The organism is Achromobacter sp. HNDS-1, from assembly GCF_040084795.1.
Lineage (GTDB): Bacteria > Pseudomonadota > Gammaproteobacteria > Burkholderiales > Burkholderiaceae_B > Achromobacter > Achromobacter ruhlandii.
Map to the genome: position 1 here is coordinate 5,521,322 of NZ_CP157584.1, position 18,846 is coordinate 5,540,167.

16 protein-coding genes are annotated in these 18,846 nt (G+C 68.6%); 7 read left to right on the forward strand and 9 right to left on the reverse strand.

What is annotated here, in order from left to right; translation table 11 throughout:
- Window positions 1-10: 10 nt before the first annotated feature.
- Entirely contained in the window at window positions 11-1,786 is a 1,776-nt protein-coding gene (locus tag ABFG95_RS25555) for an IlvD/Edd family dehydratase (protein ID WP_068949884.1), read from the reverse strand.
- 219 nt (window positions 1,787-2,005) lie between these two features.
- Between ABFG95_RS25555 and ABFG95_RS25560 the strand changes: the two genes are divergently transcribed.
- A complete protein-coding gene (locus ABFG95_RS25560; RefSeq protein WP_049074687.1) occupies window positions 2,006-3,001 on the forward strand; it encodes a tripartite tricarboxylate transporter substrate binding protein in 996 nt (331 codons plus the stop codon).
- 312 nt (window positions 3,002-3,313) lie between these two features.
- On the forward strand, window positions 3,314-5,311 hold the full coding sequence (pdeR, locus tag ABFG95_RS25565; RefSeq protein WP_059269921.1) for a cyclic di-GMP phosphodiesterase: 1,998 nt from the start codon (window positions 3,314-3,316) through the stop codon (window positions 5,309-5,311).
- Window positions 5,312-5,332: 21 nt separating this feature from the next.
- Here pdeR and ABFG95_RS25570 read toward each other — a convergent pair whose 3' ends face one another.
- On the reverse strand, window positions 5,333-6,217 hold the full coding sequence (locus tag ABFG95_RS25570) for a crotonase/enoyl-CoA hydratase family protein (protein ID WP_049074682.1): 885 nt from the start codon (window positions 6,215-6,217) through the stop codon (window positions 5,333-5,335).
- A 435-nt stretch (window positions 6,218-6,652) separates the two neighbouring features.
- On the opposite strand from ABFG95_RS25570, the gene ABFG95_RS25575 reads away from it, so the two are divergent.
- The 3 genes from ABFG95_RS25575 to ABFG95_RS25585 all read left to right on the forward strand — a co-directional run bounded on the left by ABFG95_RS25575 (window position 6,653) and on the right by ABFG95_RS25585 (window position 9,579).
- Window positions 6,653-8,752: a TonB-dependent siderophore receptor gene (locus ABFG95_RS25575; RefSeq protein ID WP_348995055.1), complete on the forward strand. Its 2,100-nt coding sequence runs from the start codon at window positions 6,653-6,655 to the stop codon at window positions 8,750-8,752.
- Between the two features lie 181 nt (window positions 8,753-8,933).
- Window positions 8,934-9,278: a type II toxin-antitoxin system RelE/ParE family toxin gene (locus ABFG95_RS25580; RefSeq protein ID WP_348995056.1), complete on the forward strand. Its 345-nt coding sequence runs from the start codon at window positions 8,934-8,936 to the stop codon at window positions 9,276-9,278.
- Window positions 9,259-9,579, forward strand: a complete 321-nt coding sequence (locus tag ABFG95_RS25585; RefSeq protein WP_024068535.1) for a transcriptional regulator — start codon at window positions 9,259-9,261, stop codon at window positions 9,577-9,579. Before ABFG95_RS25580 ends, ABFG95_RS25585 begins: the two co-directional genes overlap by 20 nt.
- 15 nt (window positions 9,580-9,594) lie before the next feature.
- Here the strand turns inward: ABFG95_RS25585 and ABFG95_RS25590 are convergent, their stop codons facing one another.
- The 4 genes from ABFG95_RS25590 to ABFG95_RS25605 form a co-directional block, all read right to left on the reverse strand.
- The gene (locus ABFG95_RS25590) at window positions 9,595-10,578 is read right to left on the reverse strand and encodes a tripartite tricarboxylate transporter substrate binding protein (protein ID WP_068979709.1); all 984 of its coding nucleotides are present in this window, start codon (window positions 10,576-10,578) and stop codon (window positions 9,595-9,597) included.
- A gap of 159 nt (window positions 10,579-10,737) precedes the next feature.
- A complete protein-coding gene (locus ABFG95_RS25595) occupies window positions 10,738-11,682 on the reverse strand; it encodes a LysR family transcriptional regulator (RefSeq protein WP_059269925.1) in 945 nt (314 codons plus the stop codon).
- Between the two features lie 73 nt (window positions 11,683-11,755).
- Complete coding sequence (locus ABFG95_RS25600; RefSeq protein ID WP_348995057.1) at window positions 11,756-12,907, reverse strand: CoA transferase; 1,152 nt, start codon at window positions 12,905-12,907, stop codon at window positions 11,756-11,758.
- On the reverse strand, window positions 12,904-13,698 hold the full coding sequence (locus ABFG95_RS25605) for an enoyl-CoA hydratase (RefSeq protein ID WP_054416227.1): 795 nt from the start codon (window positions 13,696-13,698) through the stop codon (window positions 12,904-12,906). Before ABFG95_RS25605 ends, ABFG95_RS25600 begins: the two co-directional genes overlap by 4 nt.
- A gap of 204 nt (window positions 13,699-13,902) precedes the next feature.
- On the opposite strand from ABFG95_RS25605, the gene ABFG95_RS25610 reads away from it, so the two are divergent.
- Window positions 13,903-14,784 carry a dienelactone hydrolase family protein gene (locus ABFG95_RS25610; RefSeq protein WP_167352785.1) on the forward strand — a complete coding sequence of 294 codons (882 nt, stop codon included), beginning with the start codon at window positions 13,903-13,905 and terminating at the stop codon, window positions 14,782-14,784.
- Between the two features lie 63 nt (window positions 14,785-14,847).
- Here the strand turns inward: ABFG95_RS25610 and ABFG95_RS25615 are convergent, their stop codons facing one another.
- Window positions 14,848-15,435: a YiiX family permuted papain-like enzyme gene (locus ABFG95_RS25615; RefSeq protein WP_254597055.1), complete on the reverse strand. Its 588-nt coding sequence runs from the start codon at window positions 15,433-15,435 to the stop codon at window positions 14,848-14,850.
- 155 nt (window positions 15,436-15,590) lie between these two features.
- Entirely contained in the window at window positions 15,591-16,334 is a 744-nt protein-coding gene (locus ABFG95_RS25620) for an SDR family oxidoreductase (RefSeq protein WP_049074672.1), read from the reverse strand.
- Between the two features lie 126 nt (window positions 16,335-16,460).
- Between ABFG95_RS25620 and ABFG95_RS25625 the strand changes: the two genes are divergently transcribed.
- Window positions 16,461-17,381: a LysR family transcriptional regulator gene (locus tag ABFG95_RS25625; protein WP_063569025.1), complete on the forward strand. Its 921-nt coding sequence runs from the start codon at window positions 16,461-16,463 to the stop codon at window positions 17,379-17,381.
- On the opposite strand, the gene ABFG95_RS25630 is transcribed toward ABFG95_RS25625, so the two are convergent.
- Window positions 17,360-18,754 (reverse strand): GntP family permease, encoded by a 1,395-nt coding sequence (locus ABFG95_RS25630; protein WP_175145552.1) that lies wholly within the window; start codon window positions 18,752-18,754, stop codon window positions 17,360-17,362. The two genes, ABFG95_RS25625 and ABFG95_RS25630, sit on opposite strands and share 22 nt — an antisense overlap.
- Window positions 18,755-18,846: the final 92 nt, after the last annotated feature.

Below are 18,846 nucleotides of genomic sequence, written 5' to 3' on the forward strand. Positions count from 1 at the left end.
AGGAAAAGCGTTATTGCCTGGGTACGGTGTCGCGGGTGGCGCCGGCGCGCAGGAAGTCGAAGTCCACGCCCTGGTCGGCCTGCGTCACCGTCTGCAGGAACAGCTTGCGGTAGCCGCGCTCGGCCGCCGGACGCTCGACCGGGCCGGCCGCCATGCGGCGCGCCAGCTCGGCATCCTCGACCAGCAGGGCGATTTCGCGCCGCGCCACCGACAGGCGGATCCGGTCGCCATTTTGCACGTAGGCGAGCGGTCCGCCAATCGCGGCCTCCGGGGTGACGTGCAGCACGATGGTGCCGGCCGCCGTGCCGCTCATGCGGCCGTCGGAAATCCGCACCATGTCCTTGACGCCGGCGCGCGCCAGCTTCTTGGGGATCGGCATGTAGCCGGCCTCGGGCATGCCGGGCGCGCCGGTGGGACCGATGCGCTTGAGCACCAGTACGTCGTCGGCGGTCACGTCCAGCGCCTCGTCGTCGATGCGGCGGGCCATGTCCTCGGCGTCCTCGAACACCACGGCGCGGCCTTCATGCTCCATCAGCTTGGGATTGGCCGCCGACTGCTTGATGATGGCGCCGCCGGGCGCCAGGTTGCCGCGCAGCACGGCCAGGCCGCCCACCGGATAGATCGGCGCGGCGACGCTGCGGATCACGTCCTGCTTGAACGGGGCGGGGGCGTCGTCCAGTTCCTCGCCCAGGGTGCGGCCCGACACCGTCAGCGCGTCCAGGTGCAGCAGCGGGCGCAGTTCGCGCAGCAGCGCCAGCATGCCGCCGGCGTGGTGGAAGTCTTCCATGTAGTGCTGGCCGGAGGGCTTGAGGTCCACCAGCACGGGCGTCTCGCGGCTCATGCGGTCGAGCCCGGCCAGGTCGATATTGATGCCCAGGCGGCCGGCGATGGCGGTCAGGTGCACGATGCCGTTGGTCGAGCCGCCGATGGCCAGCAGCACGCGCAGCGCGTTCTCGATGGACTTGCCGGTGATGATGCGGTCGGGCGTCAGGCGCGCGGCCGCCATGGCGACGGCGGTGGCGCCGGTGCGCTCGGCCACGCGCACGCGGTCGGCGGTGACGGCGGGGGCGGACGCGCCGCCGGACACCATCATGCCCATGGCTTCGGTCAGGCAGGCCATGGTGCTGGCGGTGCCCATCACCGAACAGGTGCCGACGCTGGCCACCAGCTGGTTGTTGACGTCGGCGATCTCGGGCGCGTCGATTTCCTCGGCGCGGTAGCGGCCCCAGTAGCGGCGGCAATCGGTGCAGGCGCCGACCCGTTCGCCGCGATGCGAGCCGGTCAGCATCGAGCCGGTCACCAGCTGGATCGCGGGCACGCCGGCGGACGAAGCGCCCATCAGCTGCGCCGGCACGGTCTTGTCGCAGCCGCCGATCAGCACCACCGCGTCCATCGGCTGGGCGCGGATCATTTCCTCGGTGTCCATCGACATGAGGTTGCGCAGGTACATGCTGGTGGGCTGCGAGAAGCTCTCGTGCACCGAGATGGTGGGGAAGTCCATCGGCAGGCCGCCGGCCAGCATCACGCCGCGCTTGACCGCCTCGATCAGCTGCGGCGCGTTGCCATGGCACGGGTTGTAGCTGCTGCCGGTGTTGACGATGCCGATGATGGGACGCGCCAGCGCGTCGTCGGACAGGCCCGCGCCCTTGATGAAGGCCTTGCGCAGGAACAGCGAAAAGCCGGTGTCGCCGTAGTTGGTCAGCCCGCGCGCCACGCCGGTGCTGCGCGCGCCATCGCTGTCGAAGGGGCCCTTGGCGGGCTTGCCGCCCTTGGTCTCGTCCGTCATTTTTGTTCCCGATAATATTATTGATAATCCAGGCCGAAGATCATATACAGCCTGGGAAACGCCCGGCAAGCGCTTTTGCATAAATATTTATTGATCTTCAAATAAGATCAGTCGATAGAAAAATTCTGATTCATCAATCAAGATTGGCCTCCTACACTGGCGCGGTTGACGAGCCGGGCGTCCGTTCCATTCCTATACCCATCCCGGCAGGAGACCTACATGTCAGACCTGCGTCTGCGGCCCCGCCGCGCCTTGCTGCTTTCCCTGTTGGCCTTGTGTACCGGCGCCGCGGCGCCCGCCGTGGCCGCCGACGCCTATCCCGACAAGCCCATCCGCCTGATCGTGCCGTACCCGCCCGGGGGCGCCACCGACGTGATCGGCCGCGTGCTGGCGCAGGAACTGACCGGCGCGCTGGGCCAGTCGGTGATCGTCGAGAACCGCGCCGGCGCCGCCGGCAACATCGGCGCCGACCAGGTCGCCAAGGCCCAGCCCGACGGCTACACGCTGCTGATGGGCGCGCTCACCAGCCATTCGATCAACGCGGCGCTGTACCGCGGCCGCGTCACCTACGACGTGGAAAAGAGCTTCGCGCCGGTGTCCATCGTCGGCACCGTGCCGCTGGTGTTCGTGGTCAACCCGTCGGTGCAGGCCAATGACCTGAAGCAGCTGATCGCGCTGGCCAAGTCGCGCCCGGGCTACGTCACCATGGCCTCGGCCGGCAACGGCTCGCCGCAGCACCTGGCCGGCGAAATGTTCAAGCGCACGGCCGGCGTGGACATCCTGCACGTGCCCTACAAGGGCAGCGGTCCGGCCATGACCGACCTGATGGGCGGGCAGGTGCTCAGCATGATCGAGACCGTGCCGGCCTCGCAGGCCAGCATCAAGGCCGGCAAGCTGCGCGCGCTGGCGGTGACGTCGGCGCAACGCGTCGAGGCGCTACCGGAGGTGCCGACCGCGGCCGAGGCCGGCCTGCCCGGTTTCGAGGTCAGCTCCATGTTCGGCATCGTGGCGCCGGCCGGCACGCCGGCCCCGGTGATCGAGCGCCTGAACGGCGAGCTCAAGAAGATCCTGGCCAAGCCGGCGGTGAAGGCCTCGCTGCTTAACCAGGGCGCCATCGCCGAGTGGACCAGCCCGGCCGATGCCGGCGCCCGCGTGTCGGCCGAGCTGGCGCGCTGGACCAAGGTGATCGACGAGGCCGGGGTCAAGCCCGAGTAAGCCTTGCGGGCGAGGGGCGCCGAGGCCGGCGCGCCCCGCCCCGGTGCTTCATTTGCGCCACACCAGGGAAATGGTCACAAATTTTCGACGTTATTGTTTGCATGGCAGATACCGGCAGGCGCAATACGCGTGAAGTCATCGTTCTCCCCGCGAATCATCCATAGCGCGGGGGGCGGGGCGCGCGCCACGGTTGCCGAACGAGATGAAATAATCCGCAATACAGCCCAAACGCTGTTCACGCAGGTGGTTGACCCCGAACTGCCTAAGCCGTAATGTTTCCGGCAGGCCTTCCTAGGACGGCGGGGGATACCAATGACTCAGACTCAGGACGACAAATCGATCCTGTACCTGCATTTCGGTACGTCGAGCCCCTATTGGAGGCTGCCGGCGGATAGCGACGCGATCGAGCTGTCCGCCGTCAAGGGCGCCACCAATATCGCGATGGCGCTCAAGCCCGAGCAGGCGCAGGCCATCCGCGCCCTGACTGGCATCACCGCCAGCCTGCGCATCGACATCGTCCTGTACGGCGACCCGATACAGCTGCGGCTGGTCGGCCGCAAGATCAATCCCAACGAATGGGCCGGCACGGCCTCGGCGCATACTGACACCGATTCGGTGGCGCGCGACCTGGTCGAGGGCCTGTCGTTCGCCGAGACCGTGGTGTCCGAAGCCAATTCGGTCATCGTCATCGTCGACCAGCACGGGCGCGTGCAGCGCTTCAACAAGGTCAGCGAGGAATACACGGGTAAGCGCGAGCAGGACATCGTCGGCCGCAGCGTGTTCGACATGTTCATGACGCGCGAAGAGGCCGCCGCCTCGCGCCGCAACATCGCCGAGTTCTACAAGCGCGGGCAGTCGTACGAGGTCGAGCGCCTGATCAACACGGTCAAGGGGCCGCGCCTGTTCCTGTTCCGCAACAAGTTCGTCACCAGCGGCAGCGGCGAAAAGCGCGTCTACCTGATCTGCTCGGGCACCGACATCACCGAGGAACGCCAGGCGCAGGAACGCCTGCGGGTGCTGGCCAACACCGACGTGCTGACCAACCTGCCCAACCGCCACGCCATCACCACGCGCCTGAAGGCGGCGCTGGCCGAAGGCGAGGGTGCCCGCGGCGGCGTGCTGTTCCTGGACCTGGACAACTTCAAGCGCATCAACGACCACTATGGCCATGGCTTTGGCGACCGCCTGCTCAAGTCGGTGGCGATCGCCATTTCCAGCTGCCTGGCGCCCGGCCAGACGCTGGCGCGCCTGGGCGGCGACGAATTCCTGGTGTTGCAGGAACACGCTGAAGCCTGGCAGCTGGAGGCCACCGCGGGCCGCATCATCGACCGCCTGCGCGAGCCGTTCCGCCAGGAACTGATCGAGGTCTACACCAGCTGTTCCATCGGCATCGCCATGTACCCCGAACACGGCGACGACCTGGACAGCGTGGTGCGCAGCGCCGACATCGCCATGTACGTGGCCAAGGAGGCCGGTCGCCATACCTATCGCGTGTTCCAGCCCGAGATGGACCGCCGCAACGCCGACTACGTGTGGCTGGACACCAACCTGCGCAAGGCGCTGGCCGAGGGCCACCTGATGCTGTACTACCAGCCCAAGCTGGCCGGCCGCGGCGGCGAGGTCGACGGGGTCGAGGCGCTGCTGCGCTGGCGTTCGCCCGAACGAGGCATGATCTGCCCCAGCGTGTTCATTCCCTACGCCGAGGAATCCGGCCTGATCTCGCAACTGGGCGTGTGGGTGATGCGCGAGGCCGCGCGCCAGGCCGCGGCCTGGAAGCGCGAGGGCCTGAACCTGCGGGTGGCGGTGAACGTGTCGGCGCGCCAGCTGGACGACAAGGGCGTGGTCAGCGAATTCATGCGGGCGGTCAACGACGCCGGCCTGGATCCGTGCCTGCTGGACATCGAACTCACCGAAAGCTGCCTGATCGAGGACGAGGTCGCCGCGATCGAGCTGATGAAGCAGTTCCGCCAACTCGGCGCGCGGGTCCACCTGGACGACTTCGGCACCGGTTATTCGTCGCTGTCGCAACTGGCCCGCATTCCACTGGACGCGATCAAGCTGGACGCCAGCTTCGTGCGCGGCGTCAACGAGAACCCCGTGTCGCAGGCCCTGGCGCGGGCCATCGTGGCGGTGGCCCGCACGCTCGAACTCCAGGTGATCGCCGAAGGCGTCGAGACCCAGGAAGAAACCGCCTTCCTGGACACGCTGGGGGTGGACGCCAAGCAGGGCTATCTGTATGCCAAGCCCATGCCCGCGGCGGAACTGAGCACCTGGCTGGCGCAGCGGCGCCGGCTGCATCTGATTGCCTGAGGCGGCCGGCGCGCGCCGGCCTCAATGCATGGTGGCGTCCATCAGCCCGTCGGGGCCGGCGGGCGAACGGCGGTTCTGCGCCATCACCAGTCGTTCCATGTAGGCGCGGTCCTTCGGGTCGATGTTGAAGGCGGCCTCGACCCAGTCCTCGGTGATGTCCATCAGTTCGGAGCGGGTCAGTTGCAGCACGCGCTGGCGCGCCCGCAGCATGGCGCGCATGCCGTTGAGCTTGGGCCGCATCACGTCGATGAAGGTGCGGGTGGCCTTGTAGGCGTCGCCCGGCTCGAACAGCACGTCCACCAGGCCGCGCGCCTGGAACCATTCGGCGGTGTGCGATTCGCCCGTGCCGATCAGTTCCTCGGCCAGCTTCATGCCCGAGCGCCGCGCCACCAGCGAATAGCCGCCCATGCCCGGGAACAGGTTGAAGGCCATTTCAGGGAAGCCCATGCGGGCGTTGTTCTGCGCCAGCACGAAGTGGTGCGCCAGCGCCGCCTCGAAGCCGCCGCCCAGCGCCGTGCCCTCGATCATGGCCAGCGACACCGCGCCGGTATCGAAACCCCGTGTGGCCGCGTGCACGCAGTCGACGCAGGCGCGGGCGTAGGCGCGCAGCGCCTCGCGGCGACCGGTGCGAATGGCCTCGGCGAAGAAGTTGAGGTCGCCGCCGACGTTGTAGATCTGCGGCACCAGTGAACCCGTGACCCAGAAGTCGATGGGCAGGCCGGAGTCCTTGGCGGCGCGCGCCAGGGTCATGATTTCGTCGATCAGTTCATGGTTAAAGCAGGGGCGCGGCTGGGCGCGCAGCATCATCCACATGACACGTCGTCCTTCCTCATAGAACGCGGAGACTTGCTTCAGGTTGCCTGCGGCGGTAAAGGGATGGCAGTCCGGATGAATGAGTTGATTCATTTGCTTTCGTCCAATCGATCAAGGTGAGTCGGAGTACTGCCGGGCCAGCCTAATACAGCGACAGCCCTGTCCCTCTCATGCAAAGCTCGTCCGACTGGCCAGACTTGTCCGTAGTGCAAACATCGGAGTGATTGTTTGGAAAACATGACGCCGGGGGAGGGCGCGTCGTGCCGTTGGATGAGGCCGGCATCGTCGACTTGGACGATGAACCTCGCAGATTCGCGAGGATTCGGACCGCCCCGATCGGGATGACGGCGTCATGCAAATGTCGGGGGCCGGGGGCGGGCAGGGCGCGCGCAGGGGCGCGGCGCAACGGGCGCGTTGTCGCCCCGCAACACAAGCACGGGTGTGGAGGTAAATGAGAATAATCTCATATACAAATGAGATTCATTGTCGATATGATCGCGGCTCGATAAAACTTACAGATAGCTTGCGATGCCTGTTTTTCCTGTTCCGCGTACCCTGACCGTGGCGATTGCGCTGGCCGCGATCGCGCCCCTTGCGTCCGTCCACGCTGAACCCGCGCACCTTTCCCCGATCAGCGTGGAAGGCGTCAGCGTTGACGATCCGCGGGTGCCCGAGGTCACCACCGCCACCCGCACCCAGACCCCCGCGCGCTACGTGCCGCAGGCCATCGACACGGTCAAGGTCGAGAGCCTGCAGAACTATGGCATCAGCACGCTGGGCGAGGCGCTGTCCGGCATTCCCAACGTCAGCAATGCGTCGGACACCCGTTTCGATTCGCTGCGCATCCGCGGCTTCGACGCCAGCAACGACTTCTACCTGGACGGCATCCGCGACGACAGCCAGTACGTGCGCGACCTGCACAACATCGAGCGGATCGAGGTGCTCAAGGGGCCCGCCGCGGTGCTGTACGGCCGCGGCAGCCAGGGCGGCATCGTCAACCGCGTCAGCAAGGCGCCGCAGCCGGGCCGCGAATCCACGCTTGAAGCCCAGGCCGGCAGCTGGGACCTGCGCAGCTTCTACGGCGACCTGAGCGCCGACCCCGGCGAGCACGTCAGCGTCCGCCTGAACATCGGCCAGGAAGACAGCAACAGCTTCCGTCACAAGATCGGCGGCACCCGTCAACTGGTGGCGCCGTCGCTGAACTGGCGCATCACGCCCGACCTGGACTGGCTGGTGCAGTACGAGTACAGCCGCTACGACCGCACCCCGGACCGCGGCATCCCCAGCGTCAACGGCCGGCCGGCCGACGTCGGCCGCTCGACCGTCTACGGCGACCCGGACCGCGACTACATCGACGACCGCGCGCAATCATTCCGCTCGCGCCTGGCCTACGCGCTGGCGCCGGGCTGGCAGCTGCGCTACACGCTGGGCGTGTTCGCGCTGGACAGCAAGTTCGACAACACCTACCTGACCGGCTACAGCGCCGCCACCGGCAAGGTCACGCGTACCCGTTGGCAGCAGGACCTGAGCACGCGCAGCATCAACAACAACCTGGAAGCCGAGGGCCTGTTCCATACCGGCGGCGTCGAGCACCGGGTGCTGTTCGGCTTCGAGTTCGCCAACCAGGAGCGTTCGCCCGATCTCTACAACATGCTGGCGCGCGGCGCGGGCGCGCAGGCCATGCCAGCGCTGGACCTTTACGATCCGGACCTGTCGCGGCAGCACGAAGGCGCCATGACGCTCAGCAGTTCGGCCCGGCACAAGACCCGCAGCCAGGGCTATTACGTGCAGGACCAGATCAAGCTGGACGACGCCTGGCAGGTGCTGCTGGGTCTGCGCATGGACCGCTTCAATGTCGAGTCGACCAATCGCATGCTCGACCTCTCGGCCCGCCGCGACAGCCGGGGCGTGAGCCCGCGCGCCGGCGTGGTGTGGACGCCGCTGCGCGACCATTCCGTGTACGCCTCGTACAGCAAGACCTTCTCGCCCGTGGGCGGCAGCCTGATCGGCATCACCCCGAACGCGCGCGGCAACACCAATGACGTCGACCCCGAGCACACGCGCCAATACGAAGTGGGCGTCAAGAGCGACTGGCTCGACGGCCAACTGAGCACCACGCTGGCGCTGTACCAGCTCGAACTCTACAACCGCCGCACCACCGATCCGGTCGATCCGACGCTTGTGCTGCTGACCGGCAAGCAGCGTTCGCGCGGGATCGAGCTGACGGCGGCCGGGCGCCTGACGGGCAACTGGTATCTGCGCGGTGGCATCGGCCTGCAGAACGCCTCCATCGTCCAGGACAACAACGGCCTGGCCGGCAACCGCGTCAGCAATGTGGCGCGGCGCAACGGCAGCGTGTTCCTGACCTACAAGCCGGCCGAAGGCCTGTATGGCGAGACCGGCCTGACCTTTGTCGGCCAGCGCTACGCCGACAACGCCAACACCGCGGTATTGCCCGGCTATGCCACCTGGGACGCGCTGGTCGGCTACCGCGCCGGCCAGTGGGACTGGCGCCTGGCGGTGCGCAACATTACCGACAAGACCTACTACGCCTCGGCCACCAGCGCCGGCCAGATCCGCGTGGGCGAGCCGCGCACGGTGATCGCCACGGCGCAGTATCGGTTCTGACGGGTAGGCAGGATCCAGGCAGGACGGACGGGCGCTTTGGCGCCCGTTTTTTGTTGGGAGAAGGCATGAGTGGGGGAGGAAAAGATCACGCACCGTCCAGCAGGAACCAAGGGAGTGTCCTATCTTGTTGGCGAACGGACTGCACTGACTTGACTGAAATTCGTCTATGGACGAATATCGGATGTACCGAATCGAACACTACCTCACCCCTGGAAAACTCAAGGATTCTTATGCCACCTGGCTACGCGGCCTGCGCGGCCTGCGCGACAAGGTGGCGGTCATCCGCCGTGTAGCGCGTCTGGCATCGGGGAATTTCGGCGATCACCGGTTCTGCCGCGAGGGCGTCTGGGAATTGCGTATCGATACGGGGCCGGGCCTGCGCGTCTACTACGCGCTGTCCGGTGAACGGCTGGTGTTGTTGCTGGCTGGAGGCAGCAAGCGCACGCAGGATGCCGACATCCGCCGCGCGGTGGAATATTGGCATGACTGGCAACGGAGAACGGATGATGAGAAGCAAGCCCCATGATGAAGCAATGGTCGAGGTCTATCGCAGCGACCCCGCCCTTGCGCTGGAGACGATCAACAGCATCCTGGCCGATGGCGACCAGGGCGAACTGCTGGTGGTGCTGCGCCAGATGACCCAGGCGTTCGGCGGCATGCAGGCCGTGGCGGAGCAGGCGCGGCTGAACCCGACCCAGCTCTACCGCACGCTGTCGCCCAAGGGCAATCCGTCGCTGGCCAGCCTGCTGGCGATTCTCAAGGCGATGGGCCTGCGGCTGGCCGTGATGCCGCTGGCCAATGCGGCCGCCCCGGTCCGGATGGGCTGAGGCCGCCGGGCGCGTTTATTGCGGCTCGATCTTCGCGTCGATCGCGCGCTGGGTCCAGATCTGGCGCTGCGACTGGGCAAAGGCCTGGTGTTCGGCCAGCGTGTTGGGCGCGACCTGCATGCCCAGCGTCTCGAACTTGGCGATGCTGTCGGGCTCGCTCAGGATGCGCGTGATCTCGCCGTTCAGGCGCTCGACCACCGGCGCCGGCGTGTCCTTGGGCGCGGCTACGCCCACCCACACCACCAGGTCGAAATTCTTGTAGCCCAGTTCGGCCAGCGTCGGCACGTCGGGGAAGTCCTTCGAGCGCGCCTGGCCGGTGAAGGCGATGCCCTTGAGCTTGCCGCTGTGCATGAACGACGTCACCACCGACAGGTCGGCGAACAGGTAGTCGACGTGACCACCCAGCAGGTCGGTGACGGCGGGCGGCTGGCTCTTGTAGGGCACGGCGTTGGCGGCGGCGCCGGCGACGCTGTTGAAGGTGGCCCCGGCGATCTGGCTGGTGGGCGAGCCGTAGGCATAGTTCAGCGGCCTGGCGCGGGTGGCCTGCACCAGCTGCGACACGGAGCCGTAGGGCGAATCGGCGCGCACCACCAGCATCATCGGGATGGTGGCGATGCGGATGACGTGGATGAAATCGCCGGTGGGATCGTACGGCAGCTTGCGGAACAGGGCCGGCGTGGCCGAGTGCGTCGAGCTGCTGGTCAGGATCAGGGTGTAGCCGTCGGGCGCGGCGCGCGCCGCGGTCGAGGAACCGATGGTGCCGGACGCGCCGGGCTTGTTCTCGATCACGATCGGGACCCCCAGGCGCGGGCCGAGCTTTTCGGTCAGGATGCGGGCGCTGGTGTCGGTGGCGCTGCCGGGCGAGAACGGCACCACGATGGTGATGGGCTTGTCGGGGTAGGCGTCGTTGGCCTGCGCGGCGCCGGTGGCGGCGGCCAGGGCCAGGGCGCAGCTGGCGGCGAACTGGCGCGTGCGGCTGCGTTGCGGGGATCGGGTCATGAAAGTCTCCTGTGTTTTTCTGCGGCCGCGATGGCAGGTGGCGGCCGCGATTTCCGCCATCATGCGGCCGCGCGGCTTATCGCAACAAGGGACTAATTTTCATAGACCTATTCCGTATCCGGATAAGTCCCGCGCCGTGCGCCTCGGTCCGGCGCGGCCTCACTGGCCGGCGGCGTCCTCGTCGTAGCGGGTGGGGTCTGGGGCGGCCTCGCGCGCGCGCAGTGTCTTTTCCAGGTCGGCCAGGAACGCGTCCGCCGCCCGCGACAGGCGCGCGTTGTGGCGCTGGATCAGCCACAGCGCGTGGCCGCGCTGGCCGGCGCCGCCGATGGGCGCGGTGACCAGGCCCAACTGGCGCGCGAAGGCGCAGACGTAGCCGGGCACCACGGTGATGCCCAGGCCGGCGCGCACCAGATTCAGCACCGAGGTCAGCATGCCGGCCTCGATGCCGGACTGGAATTGCAGGTCGAGTTCGCCGCTGATGCGGTCCACCGCGCGGCGCACGCTGTAGACGTTGCGCAGCGTAATGTGTTCGTGGGCGGCCAGGTCGGCCCAGCGCACCTGCTTGCGGCGCGCCAGCGGATGGCCGGGCGCGAAGGCGGCATGCATGGTGTCGCGGTAGATGACGCGCGCGGCCAGTTCGTCGCCCTCGATGTCGGTGGAGACGATGCCGAAATCGGCGCGCCCGTGGCGCACGTGCTCGATGGTCTCGTCGGTGTTCAGTTCGAACAGGTCCAGCTTCACGCCCGGATGGCGCCGGTGGTAGCGCGCGATCACCCCGCCCAGCAGGCCGACCATCATCATCGGCGAGCAGGCCACGCCGACCACGCCGCGCTCCAGCGAGCGCAGGCCGGACATGCTGCGCTCGGCCGCTCGCACCGTGCCCAGGATCTCCTGGGCATAGGCATAGAAGTCGGCCGCGCCCTCGCACGGCGTGACGCTGCGGGTCGAGCGCTCAAATAGCGGCTGGCCGACCTCGGCTTCAAGTTCGGCGCACAGCTTGCTGACCGCCGATTGCGTGACGAAGGCGGCGCGGGCGGCGGCGGTGAAGCTGCGCAACTCGTAGAGCGCGCAGAACACGCGCAACTGCTTCAGGGTGATGTTCATGATCGGGACGGAAAGGGGGCGGGCGCCCCGGGGGCCGGCGCGCGCAAGCCCGCATCCGCCGCGTCCCGGGGAATCAATCCGGATCGAGCATATCGCGATCCGCGTCCTGACGTGGCGCCAGGCGGCGGATCGACCCGGGCGTGCGCGAGAAGCGCACCGGGATCGCGGTGGCCGTGAGCGCGCCCTCGGTGGGATGCTCGACCCGCTGGAAAAAGCCGGTGGCGGCCAGGTGCGGGTCGTCGAACAGCGCCTCGGGCGGGTTGACGCGCGAATGAGGAATGTCGGCGTCCGCCAGCAGCGCCAGCCAGTCGTCGGTGCCGCGCAGCGCGACGATGGCCGCCAGGTCGGCGTACAGCGCGTCGAAGTGGCGGGCGCGGGTCCGGGCGCTGGCGTAGCGCGGGTCGGCGGCCAGGTCGGCGCGTTCGGCCAGGGTGAAGAAGCGTTGCCATTGCGCGTCGGTATACGGCAGCAGCGCCAGGAAGCCGTCGCGGGTGCGGTAGGGCCGGCGCTCGGGCGACAGCACGCGGCTGTAGCCCATGCCGCCGCGCGGCGGGTCGAAGGTGCGCCCGCCCAGGTGCTCGATCAGGGTGAAGGACACCAGCGTCTCGAACATGGGCACCTCGATCGCCTGGCCCTGGCCGGATTTCTCGCGCTCGTACAGCGCCATCGGGATGGCGTAGGCCAGCGTCAGCCCGGCCACCTTGTCGGCCATGATGGTGTTGATGTAGGCCGGCGCGCCGCTGTTGCGGCCCTGCAGGTCGGCCAGGCCGCTCATGGCCTGGATGATGTCGTCGAAGGCCGGCCGGGCGGCGTAGGGGCCGTCCTGGCCGAAGCCCACCGCCGAGCAATAGATCAGGCGCGGGTTGCGCGCGCGCAGGCTGGCGGCGTCCAGGCCGATCCGCGCCAGCGCGCGCGGCCGCACGTTGGAGATGAAGACGTCGGCGCCGTCGACCAGCCGCAGCAGCCGTTGCCGGTCGTCCGCGTCCTTGGCGTTCAGGGTGACGCTGCGCTTGTTGCGGTTCAGGTTCAGGTAGACCGCGCCCATGCCGGGCGAGGCGGCCGGCGCCGAGGCGCGGAACACGTCGCCCTCGGGCGCTTCGACCTTGATGATCTCGGCGCCCATGTCGCCCAGGATCTGGGTGGCGTAGGGGCCCATGCCGACCGAGGTCATGTCGACCACCCGCACGCCGGCCAGCGGGCCGGTGGCCGCGGCCGCCGCCGTCATTGCGCCTCCCGCGCGCGCTTGCGGGCCAGGAACGGCGCCATGTAGCGGCTCGGCTCGTCGGTGGTGAAGGCGGCGCCGAAGGCGTCCACACTGCGGTCCAGGCCGGCCTCGACCGTGGACGTCTCCCAGTAGCGCAGCAGCGCTTTCTGTGACCGCACCGCCAGCGGCCCGCTGTGGGCGATGGGCGCGACGGTGCGCTCGACCAGCGCGTCCAGCTCGCCGGCCTCGCACAGGAATTGCAGGAAGCCCCAGCGCAGCGCCTGCTCGGCATCGACCGTGGCGCCGGTCAGCAGCAGCCAGTGGGTGGCGCCCGGGCCGATCAGTGACGGCAGCAGCACGGCGTGGATCACCGATGGAATGCCGACCTGCACTTCGGGCATGCCGAAGACGCCGTCGCGTGAACCCAGGCGGATGTCGCAGGCCGCCGCCAGTTCCATGCCGGCGCCCAGGCAGAAGCCGGGCAGGCGGGCGATGGTCGGCACCGGCACCGCGCGCACCGCTTCGCACAGGTCGCGCAGGCGGGTGATGAAGGCGCGGCCGCCGTCCGGATCCAGCTCGGCCATTTCATAGATGTTGGCGCCGCCGACGAAGGCCTTGTCGCCGCTGCCGCGCAGCACCAGCGCGCGGGCGTCGGCCTGCGCGGCGATCCAGCGCACGGCGGCGGTCAGGCCCAGCGTGACCGGCGAGGCCAGGATGTTCAGGCTCTTGGCGTCGTCGATCCGCAGCGTGTAGACGCCGCGCGCGTCGCGTTCGATGTGGCTGTGGGGAAAGGCGGGAATCGGGGCGCTCATGGGCTTGCTGTCTCCGTTGGAATCGTGGGCGATGCCGGTCATGCTAGGCCCGGTCGTTGATCACGACAAACAAGTAATTTTCATGGAATGAGTCCGGCCTGGAATAAATCGCCGCGAGCCGGGTTCGCGACGATGGCGGGGCGGGCGCGCTCGGAGTATCTTGCGCTCACCCGGGCGGCGAGCCTATTCCTGACGAGGGGCAACATGGGTGTTCTGGCAAGAATCACGATGATCGGCGGACTGGGACTCTTGACGGCGTGCGCCGCGCCGCCGCCCAAGCTGGCCGCCAACGAAAGCGTGCAGAAGGTGCCGGTGCGGGTGGCGCTGGAGAACGGCGGCACCGCCACGGGCGAAGTCGTGGTGACCGTCTTCACGCCGGCCGGCGAGGGCCGTCATCCGCTGATCGTGATCAACCATGGCCGGGCCGGCGACGCCGCCGGCCGCGCCAAGCTGGGACGGGCGCGCTACGCGGCGGCGTCCAGGTTCTTCACCGATGCCGGCTTCGTGGTCGCGCTGCCGGTGCGCCTGGGCTATGGCGTCACCGGCGGGCCGGACCTGGAGAACAGCGGCCCCTGCGGCGAGCGCCGCTTCACCCCGATGTTCGACCGCGCCGCCAGCCAGATCGACCAGGTGCTGCGGGTCATGGCGCAGCGTCCGGACGTGGACCCGGCCAGGGTGGTGGTGCTGGGGCAGTCGGTGGGCGGCGGCTCGACCGTGGCGCTGGCGGCGCAGAACCCCGCCGGGGTGAAGACCGCCATCAACTTCGCCGGCGGCTCGGGCGGCGATCCGGTGCGCTCGCCCGGCAAGCCGTGCGGCCCCGAGCGCCTGCAGGCCACGTACGCGGGCTATGGCCAGGCCACGCGGCTGCCGATGTTGTGGATCTATACCGAGAACGACCTGTACTGGGGGCCGGACTGGCCCAGACGCTGGGTCGAAGCCTACAACCAGGCCGGCGGCCACGCCACCTTCGTGCCCATGGGGCCCGACGGCGAGAACGGCCACAGCCTGTTCACCCACGCGCCGCAGAAGTGGCAGCCGGTGGTGGCCAAGTACCTGCGCGAGCAGGGCTTCGACATGCCGCAATAGGCGTGGCCCGGGCGGCCGGTGGCGCCGCCGCCGATTGCGCGACCGGTCGCGCCACCCGCCGCGTCAGCGGTCCGGGACCGTGGCCAGCAGTGGCGAGTCGAACATCGCGGCCGGGGAGATGATGGGTTCCTCCCACGGGATGTCCTTGCCATAGCGCGCCTGCATCGTGGCGCGCACGGTGGGCGAGCTCAGGTCGAACTGCTTCAGGGGTTGCAGCGCGCCGATCTGCAGGCCCAGCGTGCGCTGGTAGATCTTCCAGACCAGCTCGGAGCAATAGATCCGGTCGTCCGACCAGCCGAAGGCCGCATCGTACGGCTTGCCGAGATAGCGCGCGCCGGTGCTGGCCAACTGTTCGCGCGTCTCGGGCGTCAGCCGCGACGCGTCGCGCAGGCGCTTGACGACGTATTTTCCGTTTTCGCCCTGCGCCGCCCATTGGGCCAGCGGCGTGTAGCTGACCGTGGCGGCGGCTTCCAGCACATAGGGCGCGCCCTGGCGCATCACGATCATGCCCATGTGGCTGTAGGGCGAATGGGTGGCCTGCTGGATCGCCTGGCTTTGGGCGGAGCGGGATTGCTGGAAGATCAGGTCGCCGGTGCGCACGTCGGGCGCGGCCAGCGCGGCCAGCGGGGCCAGGCACAGTGCCGCGGCCACGACGGCGCTGGCCCGCGGGCCGGCCGCGGGGCGGCGAGCGCCGCGCCGGGCGTTTTCTGGATGGGGAGCGCGGATTGCGCGGAGCATTGTCGTCGGGTCCATTGCGTCGATTCCTGGCACAGACGCAACAGTAGCATCCGCGCCGGCCCGGCGCGTCAGGCGATGCCGCCGTTGGCGCGCAGCACCTGGCCGTTGATCCAGCCGCCGTCGGCCCCGGCCAGGAATGACACGATGCCGGCGATGTCCTCCGGTTCGCCCAGGCGTTCCAGCGGCGGCATCTTGGCGTAGTGCTCGATCAGCTCGGGGCTCTTGCCCTGCTTGAACAGGTCGGTGGCGACCGGGCCCGGCGCCACGGCGTTGACCGTGATGCGGCGGCCGCGCAGTTCCTTGGCGAACACGCGGGTAAAGCCTTCCACCGCCGCCTTGCTGGCGATGTAGAGGCCGTAGGTGGGCAGGTTCAGCGCCAGCGTGGTGCTGGAGACGTTGACGATGCTGCCGCCATCGGCCAGCCGCGTGCCGGCCTCGCGCAGGGTGTTGAAGGTGCCGCGGGTGTTGATGTCGAAGGTCTGGTCGTAGACCTCGTCGGTGGCTTCGGCCAGCGCCTGCAGCTTCAGCACGCCGGCGCTGTTGACCAGCACGTCGATGCGTCCCAGGCCGGCCTCGACCTGGTCGAACATGGCGCGCACCTCGGCGGCTTTGGACACGTCGGCCCGCACCGCCAGCGCCCGGCCGCCCGCGGCGCGGATCTCGCCGGCCAGGGCGTCGGCTTCGGCCGCGCTGGCGGCGTAGTTGATGGCGACGGCGAAACCGTCGGCGGCCAGGCGGCGCGCGATCGCGGCGCCGATGCCGCGCGAAGCGCCGGTGACCAGGGCGACGCGTTGGGAAAGCTGCGAATTCATGGAGACTCCTGGAGGGATGTAAGACGGCTCATGGGGGTGAGGCGAATCATGGACTATTCCAAGGCAAAGATAATTACCCGTGTTTTGCTAACATAATTTCATTGGCATTAATAATAGGGCGAACGCATGGATCGCTTCCAGGAAATGCAGGTATTCGTCCGCATCGCCGAACGGCGCAGTTTCTCCAAGGCGTCGGAAGACCTGCGGATTCCCCGCGCGACCGTCACCAACCTGGTCAAGCGCATGGAAAAACGCCTGGGGGCGCGGCTGCTGGAACGCACCACGCGCCAGGTGCGGTTGACCCATGACGGCGAGGCCTATTACCGCCGCTGCGTGCGCCTGCTGGCCGACCTGGAGGAAGCGGATGGCGCCTTCCTGAACACCGCGCCCAAGGGCCTGCTGCGGGTCAACCTGCAAGGCACGCTGGCGCGGGTGTTCGTCATGCCGGCGTTGCCGGGCTTCCTGGAGCGCTATCCCGATCTGGTGCTGCACCTGGGCGAAGACGACCGGCTGGTGGACCTGGTGCGGGAGGGCGTGGACTGCGTGCTGCGCGCCGGCGCGCTGCAGGATTCGTCGCTGGTGGGCCGCCAGATCGCGCTGATGCCGCAGGTCACCGTCGCCAGCCCGGCCTACCTGGCGCGATACGGCGAGCCGGCCACGGTCGACGACCTGGAAGGGCACCGCGCGGTGGATTACGTGTCGTCTTCCACCGGCCGCAGCGTGCCGCTGGATTTCATGGTGGACGGGCGCAATGTGCTGGCTCGGCCGGGCTCGGTCGTCAGCGTCAATGGCGCCGAACTCTATGCCAGCGCGGCGCTGGCCGGCCTGGGGCTGATCCAGGTGCCGCGCTACCGGGTGGCCGACGACCTGGCCGCCGGGCGGCTCAAGGAGGTGCTGCCGGGGGCGCCGCCGGCGCCCATGCCGGTGTCGGTGCTGTACCCGCAGAACCGCCAGGTGTCGGCGCGGGTGCGGGTGTTCAGCCAGTGGCTGGCCGAGATCTTCGGCCAGGCCTTCGGGCCGGCCGCTCAGACGATGCCGGTCAGGTAGTACACGGCGATCACCAGGAACACCGATAGCGTCGAGATCAGCGTGATGGCGAAGATGTCGCCGTAGGACTGGCGATGGGTCAGGCCGGTGACGGCCAGCAGCGTGATGACGGCGCCGTTATGCGGCAGCGTGTCCATGCCGCCGCTGGCCATGGCGGCGATGCGGTGCAGCACTTCCATGGGAATGCCGGCCGCCTGGGCGCTGTCGATGAAGGTCTGCGCCATGGCCGCCAGCGCAATGCTCATGCCGCCCGAGGCCGAGCCGGTGATGCCGGCCAGCGAGGTCACCGCCACCGCCTCGCCCACCAGCGGGTCCGGAATCGCCTTGAGCGCGCTGGCCACCATCAGGAAGCCGGGCAGCGCCGCGATCACGCCGCCGAAGCCGTATTCAGCGGCGGTATTCATGGACGCCAGCAGCGCGCCCGAGACCGCGCTCTTGCTGCCCTCGGCGAAATGCGCCTTGATGTGCGAGAACGAGAACAGCAGGATGGTGACGATGCCGGCGATCAGCGCGCCCATCACCGCCCACAGCGCCACCTGGTCCTGGGCGTTGACCGGCATGGGCTGCGGCAGGCCGGGCAGGTCGACCTGCGAGCCGGCCGGGTACCAGCCGGGAACCCAGCGCGTCAGCAGGTAGTTGGCCACGCCCACCACCACCAGCGGCAGCAGCGCGACCAGCGGGTGATGCTCGCGTCCGCCGGCCGGCGTGTCCGGCTCGTTGCGCAGCTCGGTGCCGTAGCCTTCGCCCGCCAGCGCGGCGCGCTTGCGGCGCCATTCCAGGTAGGCCACCCCGACGGTCAGCGTGAAGGCCGCGCCGATCAGCCCCAGCCAGGGCGCGGCCCAGGTGGTGGTCTCGAAGAAGGTGGTGGGGATGATGTTCTGGATCTGCGGCGTGCCCGGCAGCGCCGTCATGGTGAAGGTGAACGCGCCCAGCGCGATCGCGCCCGGCATCAGCCGCTTGGGAATGCCGCCCTGGCGGAACATCTCGGCCGCGAACGGGTAGACCGCGAACACCACCACGAACAGCGACACGCCGCCGTAGGTCAGTACCGCGCACACCAGCACGATGGCGATGATGGCGCGCTCGGCGCCGATCAGCCGCAGCACCGCCTGCACGATGGCGCGCGAGAAACCAGACAGCTCGATCAGCTTGCCGAACACCGCGCCCAGCAGGAACACCGGGAAATAGAGCTTGGCGAAACCCGCCATGCGCTCCATGAAGATGCCCGAGAACACCGGCGCCAGCGCCGACGGGTCGGTCAGCAGCACCGCGCCCATGGCCGCGATGGGCGCGCACAGGATGACGCTGTAGCCTCGATACGCCGCCAGCATCAGGAATGCCAGCGCCGCCACCACGATAATCAATCCGGTCATTCATTACTCCAGGAATGAAGGGTTAAGGGGTGTGGGGCTACACCTTAACCGATCAATCCCGGCGGCCGTTTGACAGGGCGGAGCGCCGGCCC